This window comes from Bacillus cereus group sp. Bce019 (assembly GCF_051781745.1).
Taxonomy (GTDB): Bacteria; Bacillota; Bacilli; order Bacillales; family Bacillaceae_G; genus Bacillus_A; species Bacillus_A cereus.
The window spans coordinates 601722-623179 of sequence record NZ_JBPWJX010000001.1; the positions used below are offsets into that span (position 1 = coordinate 601722).

Consider the following 21458-nt stretch of genomic DNA (forward strand, 5'->3'; position numbering starts at 1 on the left):
TTATGTTTTTATAACTATTAGAGTGTAATGAACCATTTAGACTTTGTTTTCTAAAGGGAATAATTTGAAGTATTCATATATATACAATGGGGATTTTTAAAGCGTAGTAGCATAAATATAACTCTTTTTGAGAAACGGGCAGAACAAGTCATAGTTGTAGTGAAATTGACTTATAGACATCCTACCATATTAAACACTATGATGATGTTACAAAATATCGAACAAATAAAAGTGAAAATGGATAGAGACTTTTAAAACTGTTGACATTCAATTTATTAGAATTGAATGTCAATCGTTTTAAATATACAGTTATATTACATATGTATTTTGTAAAATCCCGATTTTTTGTCGGTTAATTATTAGCAGGGAAGGATAGGGGTTTTATTAATATAATTTTACTATATGTAAGTAAAGTGTTTTGAAATTGAAAATATTTGACTGACATTTTAATGATAGAAATTAAATGTCAGATAAGTACTTTCCAACATACAGACCACTTGCAGCTGCTTGAGATAATGAATGCGTAACGCCTGAACAATCTCCAATTAAAAATAGCCCATGTATACTAGTTTCAAAATGATTATTAATTTTTATCGTAGGAGCATAGAACTTTCCATCAATTCCATATAGTAAAGTATGTTGATCAATAGGTTCTTGTATAAATTGTTCTAAACGTAATAAAAATTCTTTGAGCCCTTCAATATATAATTGAGGAATTTCTTGATTCAAATCTCCATAATCCCCCTGTAGTGTAGGCTGTATACGGCTATGTTCCATGCTGTTTTCCGCCGTAGGTTGTTTCTTTAGTAAGTCCTCTAAGCGCTGTATAACAATCCGATCTCGTCCTTGGTTAATGCCTTTAATAATTGAACTTGCGTATACATTTGCTTCTTTGAGAGTTGGAAAATAGCTAGGAATAAATAAAGTGAAATTTAAATTAGAAGTGCCAGTTCCTTGCTCTCGAAAATTTTGACCGTCAGGCATAACTAAACCTTCTTCGTACTTTCGAATGATGCGTCCTTTTGGATTCATACAGTAAGTAGTTGCTGTGAAATGCTCACCTTGATAAGAAAGTTTTGTTTCAAAAGTATCTTTTAATATAGAACGTAATTGATGTTCTTTCATTTCTACTCTAATTCCTAAATCTACACGTGTTTGCTCCTGAGAAATATTTAGGGAACTGCACATTTCTTTTAACCAATCGGCCCCAGAGCGCCCAGTTGCAAATACTAGTTGCTTAGTTTGAACTGTTTCTTGATTTGTATCTATTGTAAAATGATCTTCCTGTTTCAGAATATGTTGTACATCTATATGAAATTGGATCTTTATTTTCGTCAGTAAAAATTCATAGAGCTGCTGAAAAATGTTACTGGAAAGTGTAGTACCAAGATGTCTTACTTCTGTTGTTAGCATTTGTAAACCACACGCTTCAGCTCTCTTAGTGAGACTTGAATTTTCAGTAGAATATTTTGAAACCGAACTTCCACCAAACTGACATAGAATTTCATCTACTTCAGCCATGAGTTGTAAAAAACCCTCTTTACCGACTTTTTTCTCAAGTTCTCCGCCAAATCCGTTTGTATAATTAAATTTCCCTTCAGATTTGCCTAAACCACCAAACCCGAAATATTTATCACATGTAGTACAATTACACACTTTTCCTTCGTCTAAAGGACAATGGCGATCTTCTAGCGCTTTACCTTTATCAAGAATTAAAACTTTTTTGTTACTTTTAGCTAGTGAATAAGCCATAAAAATGCTACTTACTCCAGCGCCGATAATCGTAACATCATACATATTCTTCCACCTGCTAACGAATAGTTTATTTTTTATTTTTCTAGTGTATAACAATTTTATGAAGTTAAGAAATAGCTTTTATTAATAAAGTGGGAGTTTTTGAACTTGATGCTTTATTAATTTCTACGAGTGGTGGAGTAAATACAAAAATTTTTATTTGAAAGAAGAAACAGTTTAAAAAATAACTATGTCATATGATTAATAACATCTTACATAGAAAAAAACAGACCTTTTAAGTGAAGAGGTCTGTTAATGATTTTAAATCTTATTTAGCAAACACATGATTACCAATTACTGCTACTGTTTGACGTGTCGTAATCCACTTGTCCGTTGATGTTTTTGGATTGTAGAAATAAATCCAGTCTGAATGTACTCCATTTGTGGAGATAGCCTCTTCTACAGCCATTTTTGCTTCTGCACTTGCAGGTTGATTAATTCTTCCATCTGTAACAGGAGTAAATGCATATCCGTATTTAATAGGTTCATAAATAACGCCTGTTATTGTATTTGGAAAACCTTTTGCATTTACACGATTTAGTATAACTTTGGCTACTGCTACTTTTCCTTTATAGGATTCGCCACCTGCTTCAGCGGTAACTAAGCGTGCCATTAAGTCTTTTTCTTTTTGTGAAATACTTGAGTTGATTTTTAAATGTTGTCCTGTATAAAGCTTGTTTCCGACTGTATTGTTCATTTGTTTTATAGATTGGACAGTGACATTGTAACGCTTTGCTATCGTTTCTAATGAATCTCCCGGTTGTACTTGATAAATAATTTGTTCAGAAATGTTCACAGGCTTGGCATTTTGAGGAACAGTGATTTCATTTGATTTCACGGACCCTGGAATATGTAACTGTTCGCCAATAAAGGTTTTATCGTTTCCTTTATTATTAGCCTGTTTAATGGATTGTATTGAAACTCCGTATTGTTTACTAATGCCCCAAAGTGTATCGTTCTTTTTTACTGTATGAATGGTAGAAGCTTCAGCTGTACTTTGACTACATACGAATGTAATTGCGGCCGCAGATAAAGGAATTATATGTTTTATTTTTAGTAATTTCATTGTAAATCCTCCTAAGAAAAAATTAAGGTGAAACGATTAAGTAATGTAGTTTGAAATGTGTATATGCGTAATATATTAATGTAAGTATATTAGCACATATAAAATAAATAATCACTATAAGTTTCATATTCGTTTAGTGTAGAGTCAGAATATGAAATATTGCATATGAAAATACATTGAAGTTCATATTTCTGATTACTATAATCTATTTAGTAGAAAGGGAATACGTTATAGAATTAATCAGTATAGATTAATATAATGATTAATAATTATTAATAGGAGGATTGATGTAATGAAAATATTTCAAAAAATGTGTGCGTCAACTGTAATCATTACAACACTTTTAGGAACAGGAGGCACTATCAATAGTGTATATGCTGATTCTATAGAACAGCAGAGTAAATTAGGGATAGAACAAGAAACAGATAAGCAAATCATTGTAAAATTTAAAGCGGATTTGGATTTGCCATATGAAGATGGTATTGAAAAACAAATACAATCTCAAACGAATGATAAAATAATAAAAGATCTTTTGACAGAATATCCAGATGTAACATTTACTCGTTTATTCACATCTGTAAGCCCGGAACAAATACAAAACCTTGAAGTGAAAGCACCTAATCATGTATCTACAAGTCTATTAAACTACTATATTCTTCAAAATCAAAATAGTGGGTATGAAGAAGAAATAGTAGATAAGTTAAAGGCATCTTCTTTAATAGAAGATGCGTATATGAAGAAACAAGAGAAAATAATGCCACCTGAAGTGCAATCATCAAGTGTAGCTCTTAATCCTAATAACAATCCTAGATTTAAAAAACAAGGTTATCTTGAAGCAGCCCCATACGGTATTAATGTGCCTTTCGCCTGGGGAATTCAAGGCGGTAATGGAAATGGTATTACTTTTGTTGATATGGAATACGGATGGCTATTAAATCATGAGGATTTATTACATCAAAATATTGAATTAATGTCTGGAAGAAATATAGATCAGCATGTCGGTCATGGGACGTCTGTACTAGGAATTGTATCCTCTGAGGACAATGAAGTCGGGAATATTGGGATTGCGCCAAAAGCGAAAGCAAAGGTTATCTCTCAAATAAGAGATAACGGACAGTATAATACGGCTGATGCAATATTAAGCGCTGTAAATCAGTTAGAAGCTGGGGATGTTTTATTATTAGAGGCGCAAGCATCCTTTGATGGATATGGTGATAAATATTTACCTGTTGAAGTACAACCAGATATTTTTGATGCAATTCGTGCTGGTACAGATAAAGGGATTGTAATTATAGAGGCTGGAGCAAATGGGTGGAATGATTTAGACCAGTTCAAAGATAGAAAAGGTAAGCAAGTCTTAAATCGTAATAGTAAAGATTTTAAAGATTCGGGTGCAATTATGGTAGGCGCTGGCTCTTCATCTTTCCCTCATGAACGTATGTGGTTTTCGAATTATGGAAGCCGTATTGATGTGTACGGATGGGGAGAAAATGTAGATACAACTACAGCTGAACAAAGTAGAAGTGCTGTAAATCTTTATACTTCAAGCTTTAGCGGAACATCTAGTGCCTCGCCAATTATTGCTGGGGCAGCGACTTTAGTACAAAGCATTGCTAAAGAAAATGTAGGACAACCATATAGACCTAGTGAACTAAGAGCAATATTAAGCAACCAGAGCACAGGAACAAAATCTAAAAATCCATATGCAGATAAAATTGGTGTTTTACCAGATTTGAAGTCTATACTAGTAAACTTAGGCTATGAACAAAGAAAACCAAACGGTGGGAATGAATTACAAGTAACAGAAAATGAACCAAATAATGAGCCTAGACAGGCAAATAAAGTTAACTTTCATACACCGGTGAAAGGAATGCTACATAATAGTGATAGAGTAGATGTATTTACTTTCCAAATTGACTCGCCGGAAAATATTAATATTTCTCTACTAAATGAACAAAATATCGGAATGACATGGGTACTTCATCATGAATCAGATTTAAATAACTATGTAGCATATGGTGAAAATGAAGGCAATGTAGTTAAAGGAACTTATAATGCAAAGCCAGGTAAATATTATTTATACGTCTATAAATATGAGAATAAAGATGGTTCATACGTATTGAACATAAAATAAGTAAAAGGAACTTCAGATGAAGTTCCTTTAAATTTTCTAATTTAGTATATGTGAATGATTTTTTAACTTTATTTCTATGCAATATTTCATATTGATGAAATGTTATTTATTTTTTCTGAACTAGCTTATATTATATTCAATAAGTTTGATATAAAAACAGAAAAAGAGAGGGATAATAATGAGCAATAAGAAGTTAATTTTGAAATTATTCATATGTAGTACAATATTTATCACATTTGTATTTGCTTTACATGATAAGAGAGTAGTTGCAGCTAGCTCTGTTAATGAGCTTGAAAATTGGTCGAAATGGATGCAACCTATACCTGATAATATCCCGTTAGCACGAATTTCAATTCCAGGAACACACGATAGTGGGACGTTCAAGTTGCAAAATCCGATTAAGCAAGTATGGGGAATGACGCAAGAATATGATTTTCGCTATCAAATGGACCATGGAGCTCGCATTTTTGATATAAGAGGACGTTTAACAGATGATAATACGATAGTTCTTCATCATGGGCCATTATATCTTTATGTAACACTGCATGAATTCATAAACGAAGCGAAACAATTTTTAAGAGATAACCCGAGTGAAACGATTATTATGTCTTTAAAAAAAGAGTATGAGGATATGAAAGGGGCAGAAGATTCATTTAGTAGTACGTTTGAAAAAAATTATTTTGTTGATCCTATCTTTTTAAAAACAGAAGGAAATATAAAACTTGGAGATGCTCGTGGGAAAATTGTACTACTAAAAAGATATAGTGGTAGTAATGAATCTGGAGGATATAATAATTTTTATTGGCCAGATAATGAGACGTTTACCACAACTGTAAATCAAAATGTAAATGTAACAGTACAAGATAAATATAAAGTGAGTTATGATGAGAAAGTAAAATCTATTAAAGATACAATGAATGAAACGATGAACAATAGCGAGGATTTAAATCATCTATATATAAATTTTACAAGCTTGTCTTCTGGTGGTACAGCATGGAATAGTCCATATTACTATGCCTCTTATATAAATCCTGAAATTGCAAACCATATAAAACAAAAGAATCCTGCGAGAGTAGGCTGGGTAATTCAAGACTACATAAATGAAAAGTGGTCACCATTATTGTATCAAGAAGTTATAAGAGCGAATAAGTCATTAATAAAAGAATAAAGATGATGAGAGTGAGAAGCGATAAAATATATCGCTTCTTATTTCTTTTCCAATAACCAACAATATAAATTGTACTTTTATAATAGAAAAAAATAAAAACATAAGATATAATCATACATATAAAATTTGTACCTATAAATTTTATATGTATGATTGAATTTGATTTGTTGTAATGAAATGGAGGTATATACTATGAAGTTTCCACATGATTTTTTATTCGGAGCTGCTTCAGCTTCTTATCAAGTAGAAGGTGCATGGAATGAAGATGGAAAAGGTGTTACGAATTGGGACGAGTTTTCAAAAATTCCTGGCAAAACATACAATGGAACAAATGGTGATGTAGCTGTTGATCATTATCATCGATATAAGGAAGATGTTCGCTTAATGGCTGAGATGGGATTAGAATCGTATCGTTTTTCTATTTCTTGGGCGAGAATATTGCCGACTGGAGATGGAAAGGTAAATGAAAAAGGGATTGAATTTTATAACAACTTAATTGATGAATGTTTAAAATACGGGATTGTGCCGTTTGTCACTTTATATCATTGGGATTTACCATTACCGTTAGAAAAAGATGGTGGATGGACGAATAAAAGAACAGCAGAGGCTTTCGTAAAATATGCAGAAACTTGTTTTAAGGCATTTGGTGACAGAGTTAAGCATTGGATTACTTTTAATGAGACCGTAATGTTTTGTGGATTAGGTTATTTAAAAGGTGCACATCCACCAGGAATACAAAATGATGTTCCAAAGTATTTTCAAGCGACTCATTATGTATTTTATGCACACGCGAAAACAGTTGCGGTGTACAAGCAGCTGAAACAATATGGTGAGATTGGGATTACACATGTTTTCTTACCAGCTTATAGTGTGGATGATCAAAAAGAAAATATACAAGCAGCAAATCATGCGAATGAATATGAAACGTATTGGTATTATGATCCAATTTTAAAAGGCGAGTATCCGTCTTATGTTGTACAACAATTAAAGGAAAAAGGATGGACTCCTAATTGGACGGTTGAAGAATTAGAAATCATTAAACAAAATGCAGAAGAAAATGATTTTATTGGCTTGAATTATTATCAACCAATACGAGTAGAAAGATACGATATGGATATAAAGAGTGAGGAACACTCTCGAGAAAACTCAACGCTTGCTCCAGGTAACCCTTCTTTTGATGGTTTTTATCGAACAGTTAAAATGGATGATAAAACATATACAAAATGGGGATGGGAAATATCTCCCGAAGGTTTCTTAGAGGGATTGCATATGTTGAAAGCGCGTTACGGTGACATAAAGATGTATGTAACGGAAAATGGACTTGGTGATGAAGATCCAATCATTGACGGAGAAATTGTAGATGTTCCGAGAATTAAATTTATTGAAGCGCATTTAAAAGTAATGAAGCGTGCAATTGAAGAGGGAATTAACTTAAAAGGTTATTATGCATGGTCAGTGATTGATCTTTTAAGTTGGTTAAATGGATATAAAAAGCAATATGGCTTTATTTTTGTCGATCATAATGATAACTTAAAACGTAAGAAGAAACTTTCGTTTCATTGGTATAAACGTGTGATCGAAACGAGAGGGGAAGAGTTATAACAGATAAAAGCGTATTTTAGGAGAAAGTGTATGAGTGCAAAGTATAAACAAATTGCAGATGTGTTAGAGCAAAACATTCGAGATGGGCTTTTTAATGAAACGAAAAAACTACCTACAGAAGAAGCGTTGATGAATCGATTTGAAGTAAGCCGTAATACGATACGTAAAGTAATTAGTCAGCTTGTGAATAGAGGTTATATTTTTCAAGTGCAAGGTAGTGGCATGTTTTTACGCGAAACTTCTGTAACAGATTACATTAATTTAGGAAGTTTACGTGGATTAACGAAAAATCTTGTTTCACAAAATATTGAAACGAAAGTGTTAGAGCTGGAAGTAATAGATGCGGACGAAGAGATAGCAAAGCGGATGCAATGCGAAGCTGGAACTAGGTTGTATTTTTTGAAGCGCTTAAGAATTGTAGATGCTAAACCATTCTCTATTGAAGTAAGTTATTTCAAAAAGGATATTATTCCATATTTGAACGAAGAAATAGCATTAAGCTCTGTATACAGTTATTTCATTGAAGATTTACGATTAAATATTGGTTTTGCTGATAAAGTTATTAGTTGTGAAAAAGTAAATAAAGAAAATGCACAGCTTTTAGAATTAAATGAAGGTGATCCGGCGCTTCTTATTGAAAATACAGTGTATCTTGTAAATGGAACAATTTTTGAGTTATCTCAGTCGATGTTTCATTATGAAAAGGCGAAACTTTTAAATCGAATTAATTTTAAATGAAAAATTATCGTGTGAAAAAAGCAACTGGTCCTAAGTGATCAGTTGCTTTTTATTTTTTAAGTGGATGAGCAAAAAAACATGAAAGTGGTTGGTCCGCTTTTTGCAAACATCTATTATGATAAGAGAAGAAAGGTAGTATGTTATCGACGTTTTAAAGAGGAAGGTTTTTATGTAAGTTCTTTAATTAAAATAGATGGGTCTTAGAGAGGTGAAAAGACAATGAGTTTTGCAATTTTACTAGTCGTTATTATTGTAATTGTATCGCTATTTGGGACTGTACTAGTTGCAAGAAACGTGGAGGAGAATTACGGTAAGTCTACAAAAAGAAATGTGAAAAACTTATCTGCAATCTATATTCTTCTTCTTTTTGTTCTACTGGCCGGGGTAACATGGTACGCGGTAATGATTTAATAGTTTGTAAAAGAACTGAAATGAGAGTATGAAGTTGGAATTTCAGAAGCTATTGAGTAATCAGAAAGAGAACCATTTTGGATATATCCATTTACGGATAAGAAAATGTGACTAATTAATACTATTTTTACGGTGAATACTGTTAGTAAAAAATGAGGATAGTTCGTTTTGAAAGGAGGAAACTAGATGGAATGGAAACCAAATCGTGCAGATAAGACACCTGTATATAAACAAATTGCGGATTATATTGAAAGAGGCATTTCTTCAGGTGAATTTCCTTCTGATAGTAAGTTACCTTCTGAGCGTATGTTAGCAAAGGAATTACAGGTGAACCGGAGTACAATAGTAGCTGCGTATGAAGAATTAAAATCACTTGGAGTAGTAGAACGGCAAAAGGGAAGCGGAACACGGGTCAATACAGACATATGGGGTGTCTCACATAAACGAATACCGAACTGGGGTAGGTACGTGGAGGATGGATCGTTCTTACCTAACGTACCACTCGTTCAACAAATTCGAACGGAAACACAAAAAGATGATTTAATTAATTTAGCAAGCGGTGAACTGTCACCAGAATTAATTCCAAGTGATAGATTTCGAACAATTTTGTCGGAGAAAACATTTATGGAAAACCTCGGTTATGATCATCCACTTGGAAATGAGATGTTGAGAAAAACAATTGCAGCACATGTTCAGCAATATAAACAAATTGAAGCAGATTCAAGCTCTATTCTTATTACGTCAGGAGCACAACAGGCGCTTAATCTTATCGTTCAATGTTTATTAAAACCTGGTGATGCGATCGCGATTGAAGATCCTTCGTATTGTTTTTCGCTTCCAATGTTTAAATCGGCCGGTTTAAACATATTTCATTTACCTGTTGATGAGCATGGAATGAATCCAGATGACTTAATCGATTTGCACAAAAAGCATCGCATTCGTATGGTGTTTTTGAATCCAGATTATCAGAATCCGACGGGGACTGTGCTTTCATTAGCGAGACGTAAAAAAATTTTAGAACTGTCTTCTGAGTTCGGTATACCAATTGTAGAAGATGATCCGTATAGTTTAATCTCTTTTAATGGAGAAGTGAACCCGACATTAAAATCAATGGACCAAAATGGAAATGTTCTTTATATAAGTTCATTATCAAAAATTGTTGCATCAGGATTACGTATTGGATGGATAATTGGTCCTACACGTGTAATTGAGCGTTTAGCAGATGCAAAGCAACAAGTTGATTTTGGCCATAGTGTATTTACGCAGTGGGTAGCAAATCAATTTTTAGAATCAAAGGATTTCCATAAACATATTACGATACTTCGTGGACAATTGAAGCAAAGAAGAGATGTATTAATTGCAGAGCTTGAAGGAACATTGGGAGATCGAGTTGAATGTTTCGTGCCAGAGGGTGGAATACATGTATGGTGTAAAGTGAAAGGAAAGTTTGATGAATATCACTTATTAGGTGAATCTATACAGAATGGTGTCGCATTTGTTCCGGGCAGTGTTTTAGGTTCGAAAAATGAATATATACGATTTACGTTTGGTAGAGCGAATATAGAACAAATTCAACTTGGAATTAAACGGTTTGCCAACACGCTAAATGAGATTTCATAATATGGATGTGTGATAGTGAAATGAGGGAAAGAAATGAAGTACGTGACGCTTTTACTTCAAGTAGGCGTGCAATATGTATTTAGCCTAGTGGGTACGTGGATTCAAGGAGTATTCCATCTATCAATGCCAGGAAGTTTAATAGGGATGTTAATACTGTTCCTGTTCCTTTCCACTCGCGTTTTACCGTTAAAATGGTTTGAGTTAGGTGCGGAAAAGTTAATCGTATTTTTACCGTTATTTTTAATCCCTTCGACAACAGGGCTCATGGAATACGGGTCTTTTCTTTTCAGTAAGGAGAGTATTATATTCCTTTTAGTAGTTGCAAGTACTGTAGTAACTTTGATTGTTTCAGGGTATATAAGTCAATTATTAATAACAACAAAAAAATAAAATCGACAAGGTGCACGATTCAAATGGTCTTAATTATTATTACTGTAGCAATTTATTTCTTGGCGACAAAGCTATATAAAAAATTTACGTTTGCATTTACGTTACCGGTGTTAACAGTTACGGCAATTATGATTTGTTTATTTTTCATTTTTGGTATTTCTCATCATGAGTATAGGGAAAATGGAGGAGACATTCTTTCAAGCTTATTGAGCCCTGCAATTGTAGCATTAGCCATACCTCTATTTAAAGAGCGAAAGATACTTATGAAAAATTTTTTATCGATACTTATTGGAGTAGTGATAGGTATAGTGGCTGTAACGAGTATGAATGTAGTGATTGGCGGAATTTTAAATATAGATAAGGAACTTATATTAACTACTTTACCACAGTTAGCAACGATGCCTATTGCCCTATCATTAGCGGATCAAATTGGTGGTATTCCATCTATGACTTCTAGTTTTGTAGTTGTTGCAGGAATAACAGGCGCTATGATCGGACCAACAGTACTTAAGTTTTTCAGTATAACAAGTACGATTGGAAAAGGAGTTGGAATGGGCTGTGCATCACATATTATCGGTGTGAGCCGTCTCGTGAAGGAAGGCGAGAAAGAGGCGACAATCGGTTCGGTAACGATGATTGTAACTGGAATACTCATTAGTATACTAATACCGTATGGAACGAAATTTATTTTTTAAATGTAATGGAGATGATAACAATGACAACATGGTTTATAGTTACATTATTTGTTTTTGGAGCTATTAAAGTATTAGTTTCTAGCATGCCCACTTCTGTTGTAGAATCAATTATTAGTAAATTTGAATTGCATCAAAAGCTTGAGGCGGAAAATACTTCTATATCGATAGATGGAAAAAATATAGAGGGAGAAATGAAACTACAAGTTATTCATGAATTTAATGAGGCTTTGTTTTTAGATAAACATTATTTCCCGCCGCACGGAGAAGGGACACCCATAGTCATTGATACGAAGAAAGGGAATAAAGAGATTAGATTTTCGCTATATAGCTATGAAGAACATGTTGATGTCATTAAGCAATATAAGAAGAAAGTCGTTGCCTATCGTTTACGCTCTAAAAGCCTTCAAACATTGGCACCATTAGCAATAACGGAAGAGTATGCTTAAGAAGGGACCTATAATGGTCTCTTTATTTTTTTATCCAATTATATACGTTCCAAATAAAAGAATGAAAAATCATATAACCAAATAAAGAATATGTATGGTTCCAATTCGCGCTATGTACAAATAAACCTAAACTTTCAGCAATCTGTTCAAAAAGGCTAGCACAAATACCGATTGAAATAATAAATAAAATTCTAGAAACGTTAGATAATTTTTTTGAAATGTGTATAAAGATAACTGTTAAAATCGGCAGTACGAACAATGTAAAAGCTATATTAACCGAAAATGTGGATGAGAAGGGCCTAGCCGGAAAGGAATATATTTGTTTATGAACAAAAAAGGCATCTAAGCAAGTTCCAATAATAGAAGAGAGAAAGATTGTAACTACTAATGCTAGAAACTCATTCTTCTTCTCGGAGGAGGACATTTTTCTTTGCGAGAATGGCGAGTTCAATTTTTTCGAGTGTTTTGCAGTAGTCTTCTGTAATTTGTCCATTTATATTTTCCTCCTTATCAACTAAGTAATTTACAACTTGCCAATCGGTAAACCAATCTTCACTGTCAACTTCTTCATGCTTCATATCTCGCCATGCATAGATGAGTGCAGGGCTGTATATGCGATAAGCGCCATTTCGTAACTGGCATTTCTTTATTCGGCGCTTATAAAACTCACGGGAAAAAGATTCATTTACACTTGAAAATAAATGGGGCCAGTAATCTTTCCTTGATCCTGTATGTGGATGGTGTTGAGCCCAGTTTATTATTTGAGATAAAACATGTGTATCTCGAAATAATAATGAGTACAATCTTTTTCCAATTAATATCCGTTCATGTAAGGAAGTGAAATGTTTCATTGTATCACCAAATAGTAATACTTTTTGTTTCTTATCATTTTCGTAGAATGGGAAAAGAATATGATTAAACTGAAAGAAATCAAAGAGTTTAAATCCAATACTATTTAGTACAGTCTTTTTAAATTGTACATTTTGAATCACTCTTTTTTCTAAGTAGTTTTGTTCATTAATAATAGTGGCAATCGCTAAAGTTTTTTTGTTACCTGTTTTCCAAAAATGGTTCCACATCGTTTCCATAAATGTAGAAACATTTAGGTGAGGGAGAAGGTGAAATAACTTTTGTGATCTCTTTACACTTTGTTCGTAAAGTAAAAATTGAGGGTATACATCTTGGAAAATAAGCCAATTCCCTCTTTCTAAAAAAGAAAAAAATATGAATTGATCTTTCTCTGATAAAATTCTCGTATATAAATCCCCCTTTAAATCAGTCATATTCCAACCGCCGTTACGTGATACCATATGTCCAAGCAGTGCCCAATGTATTTCTGGATATTGAATGTAAAATTGGTAGTATGCGCGTGTTCTTGTAACATTATTTTTATTTAGCTGTTCTGTTTGTATTTTTATTTTGTTGATGATGAGTTGCTCTTCTTTTGTTAATTTATACATGGTATCAGAAGGAATAAGCTTGCTTTTTTGTTTTAATTCATTTTTTACGTCAAATAGGGAGAGAGGCAGTGCTTTGGAAGGTCCGTTATATGTATGATTTGAATTGCTTCGGTCCATTCCGTTACCTCCCTTTTTCATAAATTTAAACATGATTATTGGCTATGAATCATTCTATTTATTTTATTACGAGTATAAGAAATAAATGAGCGGTGTTTTTTTACAAGGAATTTATTTATCATGCAAACAGTATGGAAAATCTTACTGTTGTGAGGTGAAATGAAAAACAGAAACTAAGTTTAATAGTTTCTGTTTTTTTATTTTGTCAATTAAATGTAACAAACGACGATTATGATTTGAATCAATTGAAAATAATTCAATAAATATTATTTAAATTGAGATGTTTCGTAGGAGGAAAAGGAATGTTAAATAAAATAATTTTAATTACTGGTGGTACAGGTTCGTGGGGGCATGAACTTATAAAACAACTATTAGAAAAATCACCGAAAGAAATTAGAGTTTTTTCAAGAAATGAAACGGTTCAGTTTGAAATGCAGCAACAGTTTATAAATGATGATAGGCTAAAATTTATTATTGGAGATATTCGTGATAAAGATCAACTAGTCTATGCATGCCAAGGTGTACATTATGTATTCCATCTTGCAGCTTTAAAACACGTTCCAGTATGTGAGTATTATCCTTATGAAGCTATAAAAACTAACATACATGGTACGCAAAATGTAATTGAAGCCTCTACACAGATGCAAGTTGAAAAAGTTATATATGTTTCAACGGATAAAGCAGCTGATCCATCAAATACGTATGGGATGACAAAAGCAATTGGTGAAAAATTAATGGTTCATGCGAATATACAAACGAAGAAAACAAAATTCATTTGTGTTCGTGGTGGAAATGTTTTAGGAACGAGTGGAAGTGTAGTACCGCTTTTTAAACAACAAATTAAAAGATCTTCAGAAGTAGGGATTACCGATGCGAATATGACTAGATTTTTCTTAACAGTTGAAGATGCTGTTGGATTGTTATTTAAAGCCGTATCTCAAGGTAGAGGCGGAGAAATCTTTGTTATGAAAATGCCGGCATGTAAAATAACAGATTTAGTAGAAATATTAATTGAAGATTCAAAAAAAGAAAATATTAAGGTGAAAGAGGTAGGGATAAGACCGGGTGAAAAATTAAGTGAAATGCTTCTATCTGAGGTAGAGAGTAAAACAAGTATAAGTTTTGATCAAAATTATTTTGTGGTACTACCGACGATTCCTATCGAAGGACTTCAAGAATATTATTCTAGCTATCCGCTAGTGGATGTGAAGAGTTTTAGTTCTCAACAAGATTTACTTGCAAAACATGAGGTGAAACAAATGCTATTAAAAGGAGGGTTTTTGCGATGAAAAAAAATGCGAGCCTTTTAATAACTGGTGCAAATGGTTTCACAGGCCGCCATGCTTGCCACTATTTTTTAGAGCAGGGCTTTCATGTAATTCCTATGTTTCAAAATCGTGCACATAGAGAAAAAATTAGAAATGGTATTACGTGTAATTTAACTAATAAGAGCGAAGTAATGAAGGTAATGAAACAAATAAAGCCAGACTACGTATTGCATTTAGCAGGAAGGAATTCGGTTATAGAATCTTGGACAGCTGCTCTTGAGTATATAGAGATTAATGTAATAGGAACGTTATATTTATTAGAAGCAATTAAGCAAGAAGCCTCGCATTGTAGAACATTAGTTATAGGATCTGCTTTGCAAGCAGATAGTATGAACGAAATGAAAATTTCAAATCCATATAGTTTAAGTAAAACGATGCAAGTCATTATTGCAGAGGCTTGGGGAGGATTAATGGATTCAAATATTATCATTGCAAAGCCCTCAAACTTAATTGGTCCAGGGGTATCGAATGGTATTTGTTCGATTCTCGCAAAGAAAATAATAGATATAGAATCAGGTAGAAGTAAGGCTATTATCGAAGTAAACAGTTTGAAAGATAGTAGAGATTTTCTAGATGTACGTGATGCGGTCAAAGCGTATCATGTGTTATTACGAGATGGAATAAATGGAAAACAATATAATATCGGATCAGGAGTAAAACGATCTTTATTAGATGTACTAGAACAATATAAAGAATTAACACAGCTAAATTTTTTTATAGAGGAAACAGAGAAAAGTGGGAGCGACTCAAATGAGAGTTTAGCAACAGAGGAAATAAAAAATTTAGGTTGGATCCCAGAAATTGAATTTCATCAATCATTAAAAGATGTACTTGAGTATGCGAAGTGTAGTGACATCTGCGTGCAATGAAAAACAAAAAAGGGTGTAAGAAATATATGAATGGTTATGAAGTAATAGATAATCAAAATACGCTATTTCTTTCAATTGTTGATACGCTGGACTGGAGAGATGAAGAAGCGCATGTATTGCTTATTTATGAGGCAATACATAAATATCAAGCGTATGTAGAAGAAAAAAGGGTTAATCGAATAAAGTCAGCATTAGAGACGGAAACTAGATATGTGATTCAAATCTTTGCTCAATACGAGTGTAGTGAGTATGGAAATGATTTTTATGAACTCATTAACGATCTTTTACAAGATATAGAGGTGGAGTTAAAGATTTATATAAAAAATAATAAGTTTATTTACATTTAAAAGGTAAAGAGAAAGCTAGATTTTTAATAATAAAGGTGGGTATAAGTTATGAGCAAAACGATTCTTTTTACTGGGGGCGGTACAGCCGGACACGTTATGATTAATATTGTATTAATTCCTAAATTTATAGAGAAAGGCTGGAGAGTCGAGTATATTGGATCCAAAAATGGAATTGAAAAATCATTAGTGCAAAATGTTAAATACAATAGTGTTTCAACGGGAAAGCTTAGGAGATATTGGGATTGGGAGAATTTTAAAGATCCTTTTAAAATTATACGCGGTTGTTTACAAAGTTATAATTTAATTAAGAAAACAAAGCCTGACGTTATCTTTTCAGCAGGAGGATTTGTTTCAGTTCCTGTAGCTATAGGAGCATGGTTAAATCGTGTGCCTATAATTATACGTGAACCAGATAGCACATTAGGGCTTGCCAATAAAATAGCATTACCTTTTGCTACAAAGCTATGCACAACATTTCCTCAGACAGGAGAAAATGTAAGTAATGAGAAGAAGGTTTATGTAGGACCAATTGTAAGGGAAGAAATTGAGAAGGGTAACGTATTACGAGGAAGAAGATATTGTGAATTTCAGCAAGATAAACCAGTATTATTAATTATGGGTGGGAGTCAAGGTGCTAAGTGGATAAATGATATGGTAAGGGAATGTTTAGATACAATACTATTAAACTTTAATATTATTCATATATGTGGTAAAGGGAAGGTAGACCCATCTATTGGCATGGAGGGATATATGCAATTTGAATATATAGGCGACGAGTTGCCGCATATACTAAATATGGCAAGTGTTGTAGTTTCTAGAGCGGGTTCTACTGCTATTTCTGAATTGTTATTTTTGAAGAAACCGATGTTGCTTATCCCGTTAACTAACAGTTCCAGTAGGGGAGATCAAGTTTTAAATGCTGAATATTTTTCACGGCAAGGATATGCGGAAGTTATACTCCAAGACAGAGTAAGTACGAATACATTTATACATGCAGTAAATAAGTTGTATACAAATAAGGAGAAATATATTCAAAACATGAATGGATATAAGAAAACAAATGATGAGGGAATTCATCAAATAATAGATATAATAAATGAAGTGGTGAAGTAATAGAAATGTAAATAGAAAAACAAAAGGAAAGAAGGTATCTTCTTTCCTTTTTGCTATATTTGTTCTAATTAGTTATGTACTATGGGTGAATGCCGTTTTCTAATAGCTCAGTAAATGCATGAATATGAATAGGTTTACTGTAATAATAACCTTGAATAAACTGACATTTATTTTTTTGAAGGAAATTTACGTGCTCTTTCGTTTCTACACCTTCAGCAATGACAGACATTCCTAATGTATTTGCTAATGTGATGATCGTTTTAATAATTTCCATTCCATCATCACATGTTTCAGACATTGTAATAAATTCTCTCGGGATTTTTAACGTATCAATTGGATACAAAGGTAAGTAGGCTAGCGAAGAATAACCTGTACCAAAATCGTCGATAGAAATGTGAATCCCTAAACTTTTTAGTGTACGCAGTTTTATCAATGTTTCTCGCTCATCCATCATTGCAATTCGCTCTGTTAATTCAAGATCAAGAGAGCTTGCTGGTAAACCTGTATTTGTTAAAGTAGAAGAAATAGATCTTACAAAATCCTCTTGTTCAAATTCCTTAGCAGATAAATTTACACCTATTTTTAAATGTGAATATCCGAGTGCGTGCCAACGTTTCATTTGTTTACAAGCCTGCTCTAATGTCCATTTACCTATTGAAATAATTTGTAGTGTTTCTTCTGCAATCGGAATAAACTCGTATGGAGAAATAATACCTAATTCAGGATGATTCCACCTAATTAAAGCTTCTGCACCGATAATTTTATTAGATTCACTATCAACTTGAGGTTGATACAAAAGGAACAATTCTTCATTTTGTAGTGCGTTTGGTAAATCTTTTTCTAATCGTAATCGTCTTTCAATTTTTTTAGCGATTACATCGTCATAAATAGAGACAGAATTAAGCTCTTTTGCTTTTGCATCATACATTGCAACATTAGCGTTTTTCAGAAGTGTAGCGGTATCGATTCCGGAATGTGGATAAATAGCGATGCCGATACTCAGTGATAAAGTTAATTTATGCTCATGTATGATAAATGACTTTTTCATGCATTTAAATAATTGGTTACATAATTGGAATAAGTAATCTTCGTCAGTATAGTTTTCAATTATGATTGTAAATTCATCGCCACCGATTCTTGAAAGATGAGTATGTGATGGAAGACATGATTGGAATCGCTTTGCTACTTCTTCTAATATGTAATCTCCTGATGAATGTCCAAGTGTATCGTTAATTGCTTTAAAGCGATCTAAATCTAAATATAATAATGCAAACTCGCTTTCTGTTATTTTAGCATTTTTTATAACTCTCTTTAATTTCTTATGGAAAAAGGCACGGTTACCAATTTTCGTTACAGTGTCATGGAATGCTAAATATTTTATTTCTTCTTGCTGTTTTTTTAGTGCAGTAATATCTTTCACCATAATATAGCTTCCTGAAATTTGTCCGTCTATTATAATAGGAATGATTGTAACGTATAAAAAATAAGTAAAGCCATCTTTATATTGAGAACTAAGTTGTAAGAATGCCGATTCTTGTTGTTTCACTTTTTCTAATGCTAATGCTAGCTTATGCTTATCTTCATCTAAAATGATCGAAAAACAAGTTTCACCTAGTAACTCATCCGTTGGTGCCCCAAGTAGTACACTCCCAGCCTTATTTACATTTAAGAATATTCCATTTAAATCAATGGTGAAGATAGGGTCAGGATGATATTCATATAATGATTTAAACTTTTGCTGTTTTTGAGAAAGAGCCTCTGATTTATGAACTAAATCAGACGTCCGTAAAGTAACTTTTTCTTCTAGTTGGGCATTAAATGCCTGCAAACGTTTTGTTAAGGAATTGTTTTGCATACGTACGATAGAATGACGAATGAGTACGAAAATAAAAGTAATACAATTCCCTGTAATGAGAGTTGAAGATGATGTTTGTTCTTTTAATGTAAACCCGATTAGTATTGCAACAGCAAGATAGGGAAATACAACTAAAGCTTTTTTTCCTATTATAGGGTTTACAAGGAAATAATTTCTATGGCTATTATGATCTTCTGAAATAGAGCCAGCTATTGCAATAAGTAATATAGGTATTCTATATAAAAGACGTAATAATATTATCGTTTCAGTTGATAAGTGGTTATTTAAGTAAAAATAAATATAGTTAAAAGTTGCAGAACTTATTAATACAAAAATAAAGATATAAATTTTCCGTTTGGAATTAAAAATTGTTGGACGGAAAAAGAGACTAACACCTAGCAGTAGAAATAATAAATCTGCAATTGGGTATAAAAATGAAAGGAAAACATCTCCTAGTGAAAGAGCGAATATATTTAAATTTGGTTGATTAAATAAATACCATTCTAATGTAAATATGGAAGTAAGCACTATGCATATATCACAAATAAAGAACGCTTTTTCCCATTTATTGCATTCCTTTAAGATTTTATAGCAGAAAGCGATAAGACAGAAAAATAGAAAAAACATGTAAAATACATCAGAAACCGTAAAACGATGTATTGGAATTTCGAAGAAGCTATCTTGATATGTATATACTATTTTCCCTAATAAAAAACTACCAATTGCTATTGTAATACATATCCAAAACGGATTTGAACTGACTTTTTTAGAATATATAGAGTAAATCAGTGATACAAATGTAATGGCTTCAACGACAAGTGAAGCGAAGCGTACATCTGAATTTGAAAAATGAGTAGGGAACAGATAGAAAAACATAAAATAGATTGAATAGCATATTAATGTTCCGATTAATATACATAATTGTAAATTTTTATTTAATTTCAATGAAATCACCTTCTTTAATTATGCACTATGTTCGTTATATCTATACATAATAATATTATTTAAGAATTGTATCAGATTTCCTTATAAAAATCATGTTTATAAGGAAAGTGTTAAAGAGTGTAAGTATTCTTAAGGTTGAAAAAATATTGCGGTTGATAGTATAGACTGTATCAAGACTTTAAATAGAAATTGTATATTTAGTCATCCTTTGAATTGTAAAGTTTTTTTAGTGATTTGTAAGTGGAGATGCAAAATTGCATATAAAATGATGAGTATCTTTTTTTGGTGAGCTTTTTATTTTTAATCTGAAGATTAATATTTGTGAAAATGTTGAGAAAAGATATAAAATAAGAACGTGTATTCTTACAGAGTGGAATAGTATTGCCACTAAATAGGGAGGCTTTTTTATGATATATCGAATTAAAGATGCAGAAATATACTATGAAATTGTGGGAGAGGGTAAACCGGTCATTATCATACATGGCTGCGCCCCTGACCATAGGTTAATGATGAAATGTATGGAATCAGTATTTCAGAAATATGAAGGTTATAAGCGAATATATATTGATTTACCTGGAATGGGAAAATCGAATGCTCCAAATTGGATAAATAGTTCAGATCGTATAGTAGAAGTGCTTATCACATTTATTGAGGAAATCATTTCTACTGAAAAATTTTTATTGGTAGGAGAATCATATGGAGGCTATTTAGCCAAAGGTATACTTGCAAAGATGTTTGAGAGAGTTAGCGGATTACTATTAGTATGTCCTGTTGTTGTAGCGGAGCCAGAAAAAAGGATTCTTCCAGATAAACAGGTAATTGTACAAGATGAGGAATTTTTAAATACGCTCACTTCCACAGAAAGAGAGGAGTTTTGTGAGTTAGCTGTAATAGCAAATGAATATACATATAAGCGATTTAAAGAAGAAATTAAGCCTGGGTTAGATGTTGCTAATTATGAATTTATTGAAAGGTTGCAAAAGAATTACTCTCTTACTATGGATTTTCAGCATGAAAAATATGAAAATCCCGTTCTTTTACTGACTGGAAGACAAGATATATCAGTAGGTTATCAAAATATTATAGAAATTATTGAAGAATATCCAAGGGCAACATTAGCAGTGTTAGATATGGCAGGGCATAATTTGCAAATTGAGCAGCCTGAATTATTTGAGAGTTTAGTAGGAGAATGGATTAGACGAACAAATCAGCACAGTTTATAAAGTATTTTAGTATTACCCCTAAGTGTTGAAATGGGATAAATGAACGTGATTTATTAACTTATCTCGCTATTTGCCGGGCAGCCCGATTAGTGAGGGCTGATTAAAGTTTCACTTTATAAAAAATTTTAAGGAGAAAT

The 21458-nt window shown here is 32.6% G+C and carries 19 protein-coding genes; 14 read left to right on the forward strand and 5 right to left on the reverse strand.

Annotation, left to right across the window (positions count from 1 at the left end):
* Positions 1-459: 459 nt before the first annotated feature.
* Together ACS2QP_RS03210 and ACS2QP_RS03215 are read right to left on the reverse strand one after the other, a co-directional pair.
* The gene (locus ACS2QP_RS03210; RefSeq protein ID WP_332284174.1) at positions 460-1797 is read right to left on the reverse strand and encodes an NAD(P)/FAD-dependent oxidoreductase; all 1338 of its coding nucleotides are present in this window, start codon (positions 1795-1797) and stop codon (positions 460-462) included.
* A 265-nt stretch (positions 1798-2062) separates the two neighbouring features.
* A complete protein-coding gene (locus tag ACS2QP_RS03215) occupies positions 2063-2860 on the reverse strand; it encodes a cell wall hydrolase (protein WP_332284173.1) in 798 nt (265 codons plus the stop codon).
* A 292-nt stretch (positions 2861-3152) separates the two neighbouring features.
* Here ACS2QP_RS03215 and ACS2QP_RS03220 point away from each other — a divergent pair, with 292 nt between their 5' ends.
* From ACS2QP_RS03220 to ACS2QP_RS03260, 9 genes are all read left to right on the forward strand, one after another.
* Entirely contained in the window at positions 3153-4994 is a 1842-nt protein-coding gene (locus tag ACS2QP_RS03220) for a S8 family peptidase (RefSeq protein WP_332284172.1), read from the forward strand.
* Between the two features lie 178 nt (positions 4995-5172).
* Positions 5173-6162, forward strand: a complete 990-nt coding sequence (gene plcA, locus ACS2QP_RS03225) for a phosphatidylinositol diacylglycerol-lyase (RefSeq protein WP_000066298.1) — start codon at positions 5173-5175, stop codon at positions 6160-6162.
* Positions 6163-6354: 192 nt separating this feature from the next.
* Positions 6355-7764: a glycoside hydrolase family 1 protein gene (locus tag ACS2QP_RS03230; protein WP_000671628.1), complete on the forward strand. Its 1410-nt coding sequence runs from the start codon at positions 6355-6357 to the stop codon at positions 7762-7764.
* 30 nt (positions 7765-7794) lie between these two features.
* Entirely contained in the window at positions 7795-8502 is a 708-nt protein-coding gene (locus ACS2QP_RS03235; RefSeq protein ID WP_001274912.1) for a GntR family transcriptional regulator, read from the forward strand.
* 219 nt (positions 8503-8721) lie between these two features.
* On the forward strand, positions 8722-8913 hold the full coding sequence (locus tag ACS2QP_RS03240; RefSeq protein WP_438882125.1) for a hypothetical protein: 192 nt from the start codon (positions 8722-8724) through the stop codon (positions 8911-8913).
* 186 nt (positions 8914-9099) lie between these two features.
* Positions 9100-10533 (forward strand): PLP-dependent aminotransferase family protein, encoded by a 1434-nt coding sequence (locus tag ACS2QP_RS03245; RefSeq protein WP_438882126.1) that lies wholly within the window; start codon positions 9100-9102, stop codon positions 10531-10533.
* Between the two features lie 33 nt (positions 10534-10566).
* Complete coding sequence (locus tag ACS2QP_RS03250; protein ID WP_438882127.1) at positions 10567-10923, forward strand: CidA/LrgA family holin-like protein; 357 nt, start codon at positions 10567-10569, stop codon at positions 10921-10923.
* 23 nt (positions 10924-10946) lie between these two features.
* Positions 10947-11618, forward strand: a complete 672-nt coding sequence (locus tag ACS2QP_RS03255; protein WP_000242940.1) for an LrgB family protein — start codon at positions 10947-10949, stop codon at positions 11616-11618.
* A gap of 20 nt (positions 11619-11638) precedes the next feature.
* Positions 11639-12064: a YfmQ family protein gene (locus ACS2QP_RS03260; protein WP_000214634.1), complete on the forward strand. Its 426-nt coding sequence runs from the start codon at positions 11639-11641 to the stop codon at positions 12062-12064.
* A gap of 22 nt (positions 12065-12086) precedes the next feature.
* Here the strand turns inward: ACS2QP_RS03260 and ACS2QP_RS03265 are convergent, their stop codons facing one another.
* Together ACS2QP_RS03265 and ACS2QP_RS03270 are read right to left on the reverse strand one after the other, a co-directional pair.
* A complete protein-coding gene (locus tag ACS2QP_RS03265) occupies positions 12087-12488 on the reverse strand; it encodes a CBO0543 family protein (RefSeq protein WP_033693203.1) in 402 nt (133 codons plus the stop codon).
* The gene (locus ACS2QP_RS03270) at positions 12463-13641 is read right to left on the reverse strand and encodes a DUF2515 domain-containing protein (RefSeq protein ID WP_438882128.1); all 1179 of its coding nucleotides are present in this window, start codon (positions 13639-13641) and stop codon (positions 12463-12465) included. Before ACS2QP_RS03270 ends, ACS2QP_RS03265 begins: the two co-directional genes overlap by 26 nt.
* A gap of 302 nt (positions 13642-13943) precedes the next feature.
* Here ACS2QP_RS03270 and ACS2QP_RS03275 point away from each other — a divergent pair, with 302 nt between their 5' ends.
* Genes ACS2QP_RS03275 through ACS2QP_RS03290 form a run of 4 tightly spaced genes read left to right on the forward strand, consistent with a single transcriptional unit; the run spans position 13944 to position 17298 of the window.
* Entirely contained in the window at positions 13944-14930 is a 987-nt protein-coding gene (locus ACS2QP_RS03275) for a UDP-N-acetylglucosamine 4,6-dehydratase family protein (RefSeq protein ID WP_119683851.1), read from the forward strand.
* Positions 14927-15838, forward strand: coding sequence for an NAD-dependent epimerase/dehydratase family protein (locus ACS2QP_RS03280; RefSeq protein ID WP_000739078.1), 912 nt, complete (start codon positions 14927-14929; stop codon positions 15836-15838). Before ACS2QP_RS03275 ends, ACS2QP_RS03280 begins: the two co-directional genes overlap by 4 nt.
* Positions 15835-16185, forward strand: a complete 351-nt coding sequence (locus ACS2QP_RS03285) for a DUF6572 domain-containing protein (protein WP_002164458.1) — start codon at positions 15835-15837, stop codon at positions 16183-16185. The genes ACS2QP_RS03280 and ACS2QP_RS03285 overlap by 4 nt, the downstream gene beginning before the upstream one ends.
* 48 nt (positions 16186-16233) lie before the next feature.
* On the forward strand, positions 16234-17298 hold the full coding sequence (locus tag ACS2QP_RS03290; RefSeq protein ID WP_000047562.1) for an undecaprenyldiphospho-muramoylpentapeptide beta-N-acetylglucosaminyltransferase: 1065 nt from the start codon (positions 16234-16236) through the stop codon (positions 17296-17298).
* Between the two features lie 79 nt (positions 17299-17377).
* On the opposite strand, the gene ACS2QP_RS03295 is transcribed toward ACS2QP_RS03290, so the two are convergent.
* Positions 17378-20098 (reverse strand): putative bifunctional diguanylate cyclase/phosphodiesterase, encoded by a 2721-nt coding sequence (locus ACS2QP_RS03295; RefSeq protein ID WP_332284169.1) that lies wholly within the window; start codon positions 20096-20098, stop codon positions 17378-17380.
* 407 nt (positions 20099-20505) lie between these two features.
* On the opposite strand from ACS2QP_RS03295, the gene ACS2QP_RS03300 reads away from it, so the two are divergent.
* Positions 20506-21321 carry an alpha/beta fold hydrolase gene (locus tag ACS2QP_RS03300; protein WP_000640334.1) on the forward strand — a complete coding sequence of 272 codons (816 nt, stop codon included), beginning with the start codon at positions 20506-20508 and terminating at the stop codon, positions 21319-21321.
* The last annotated feature ends 137 nt before the right edge of the window (positions 21322-21458 follow it).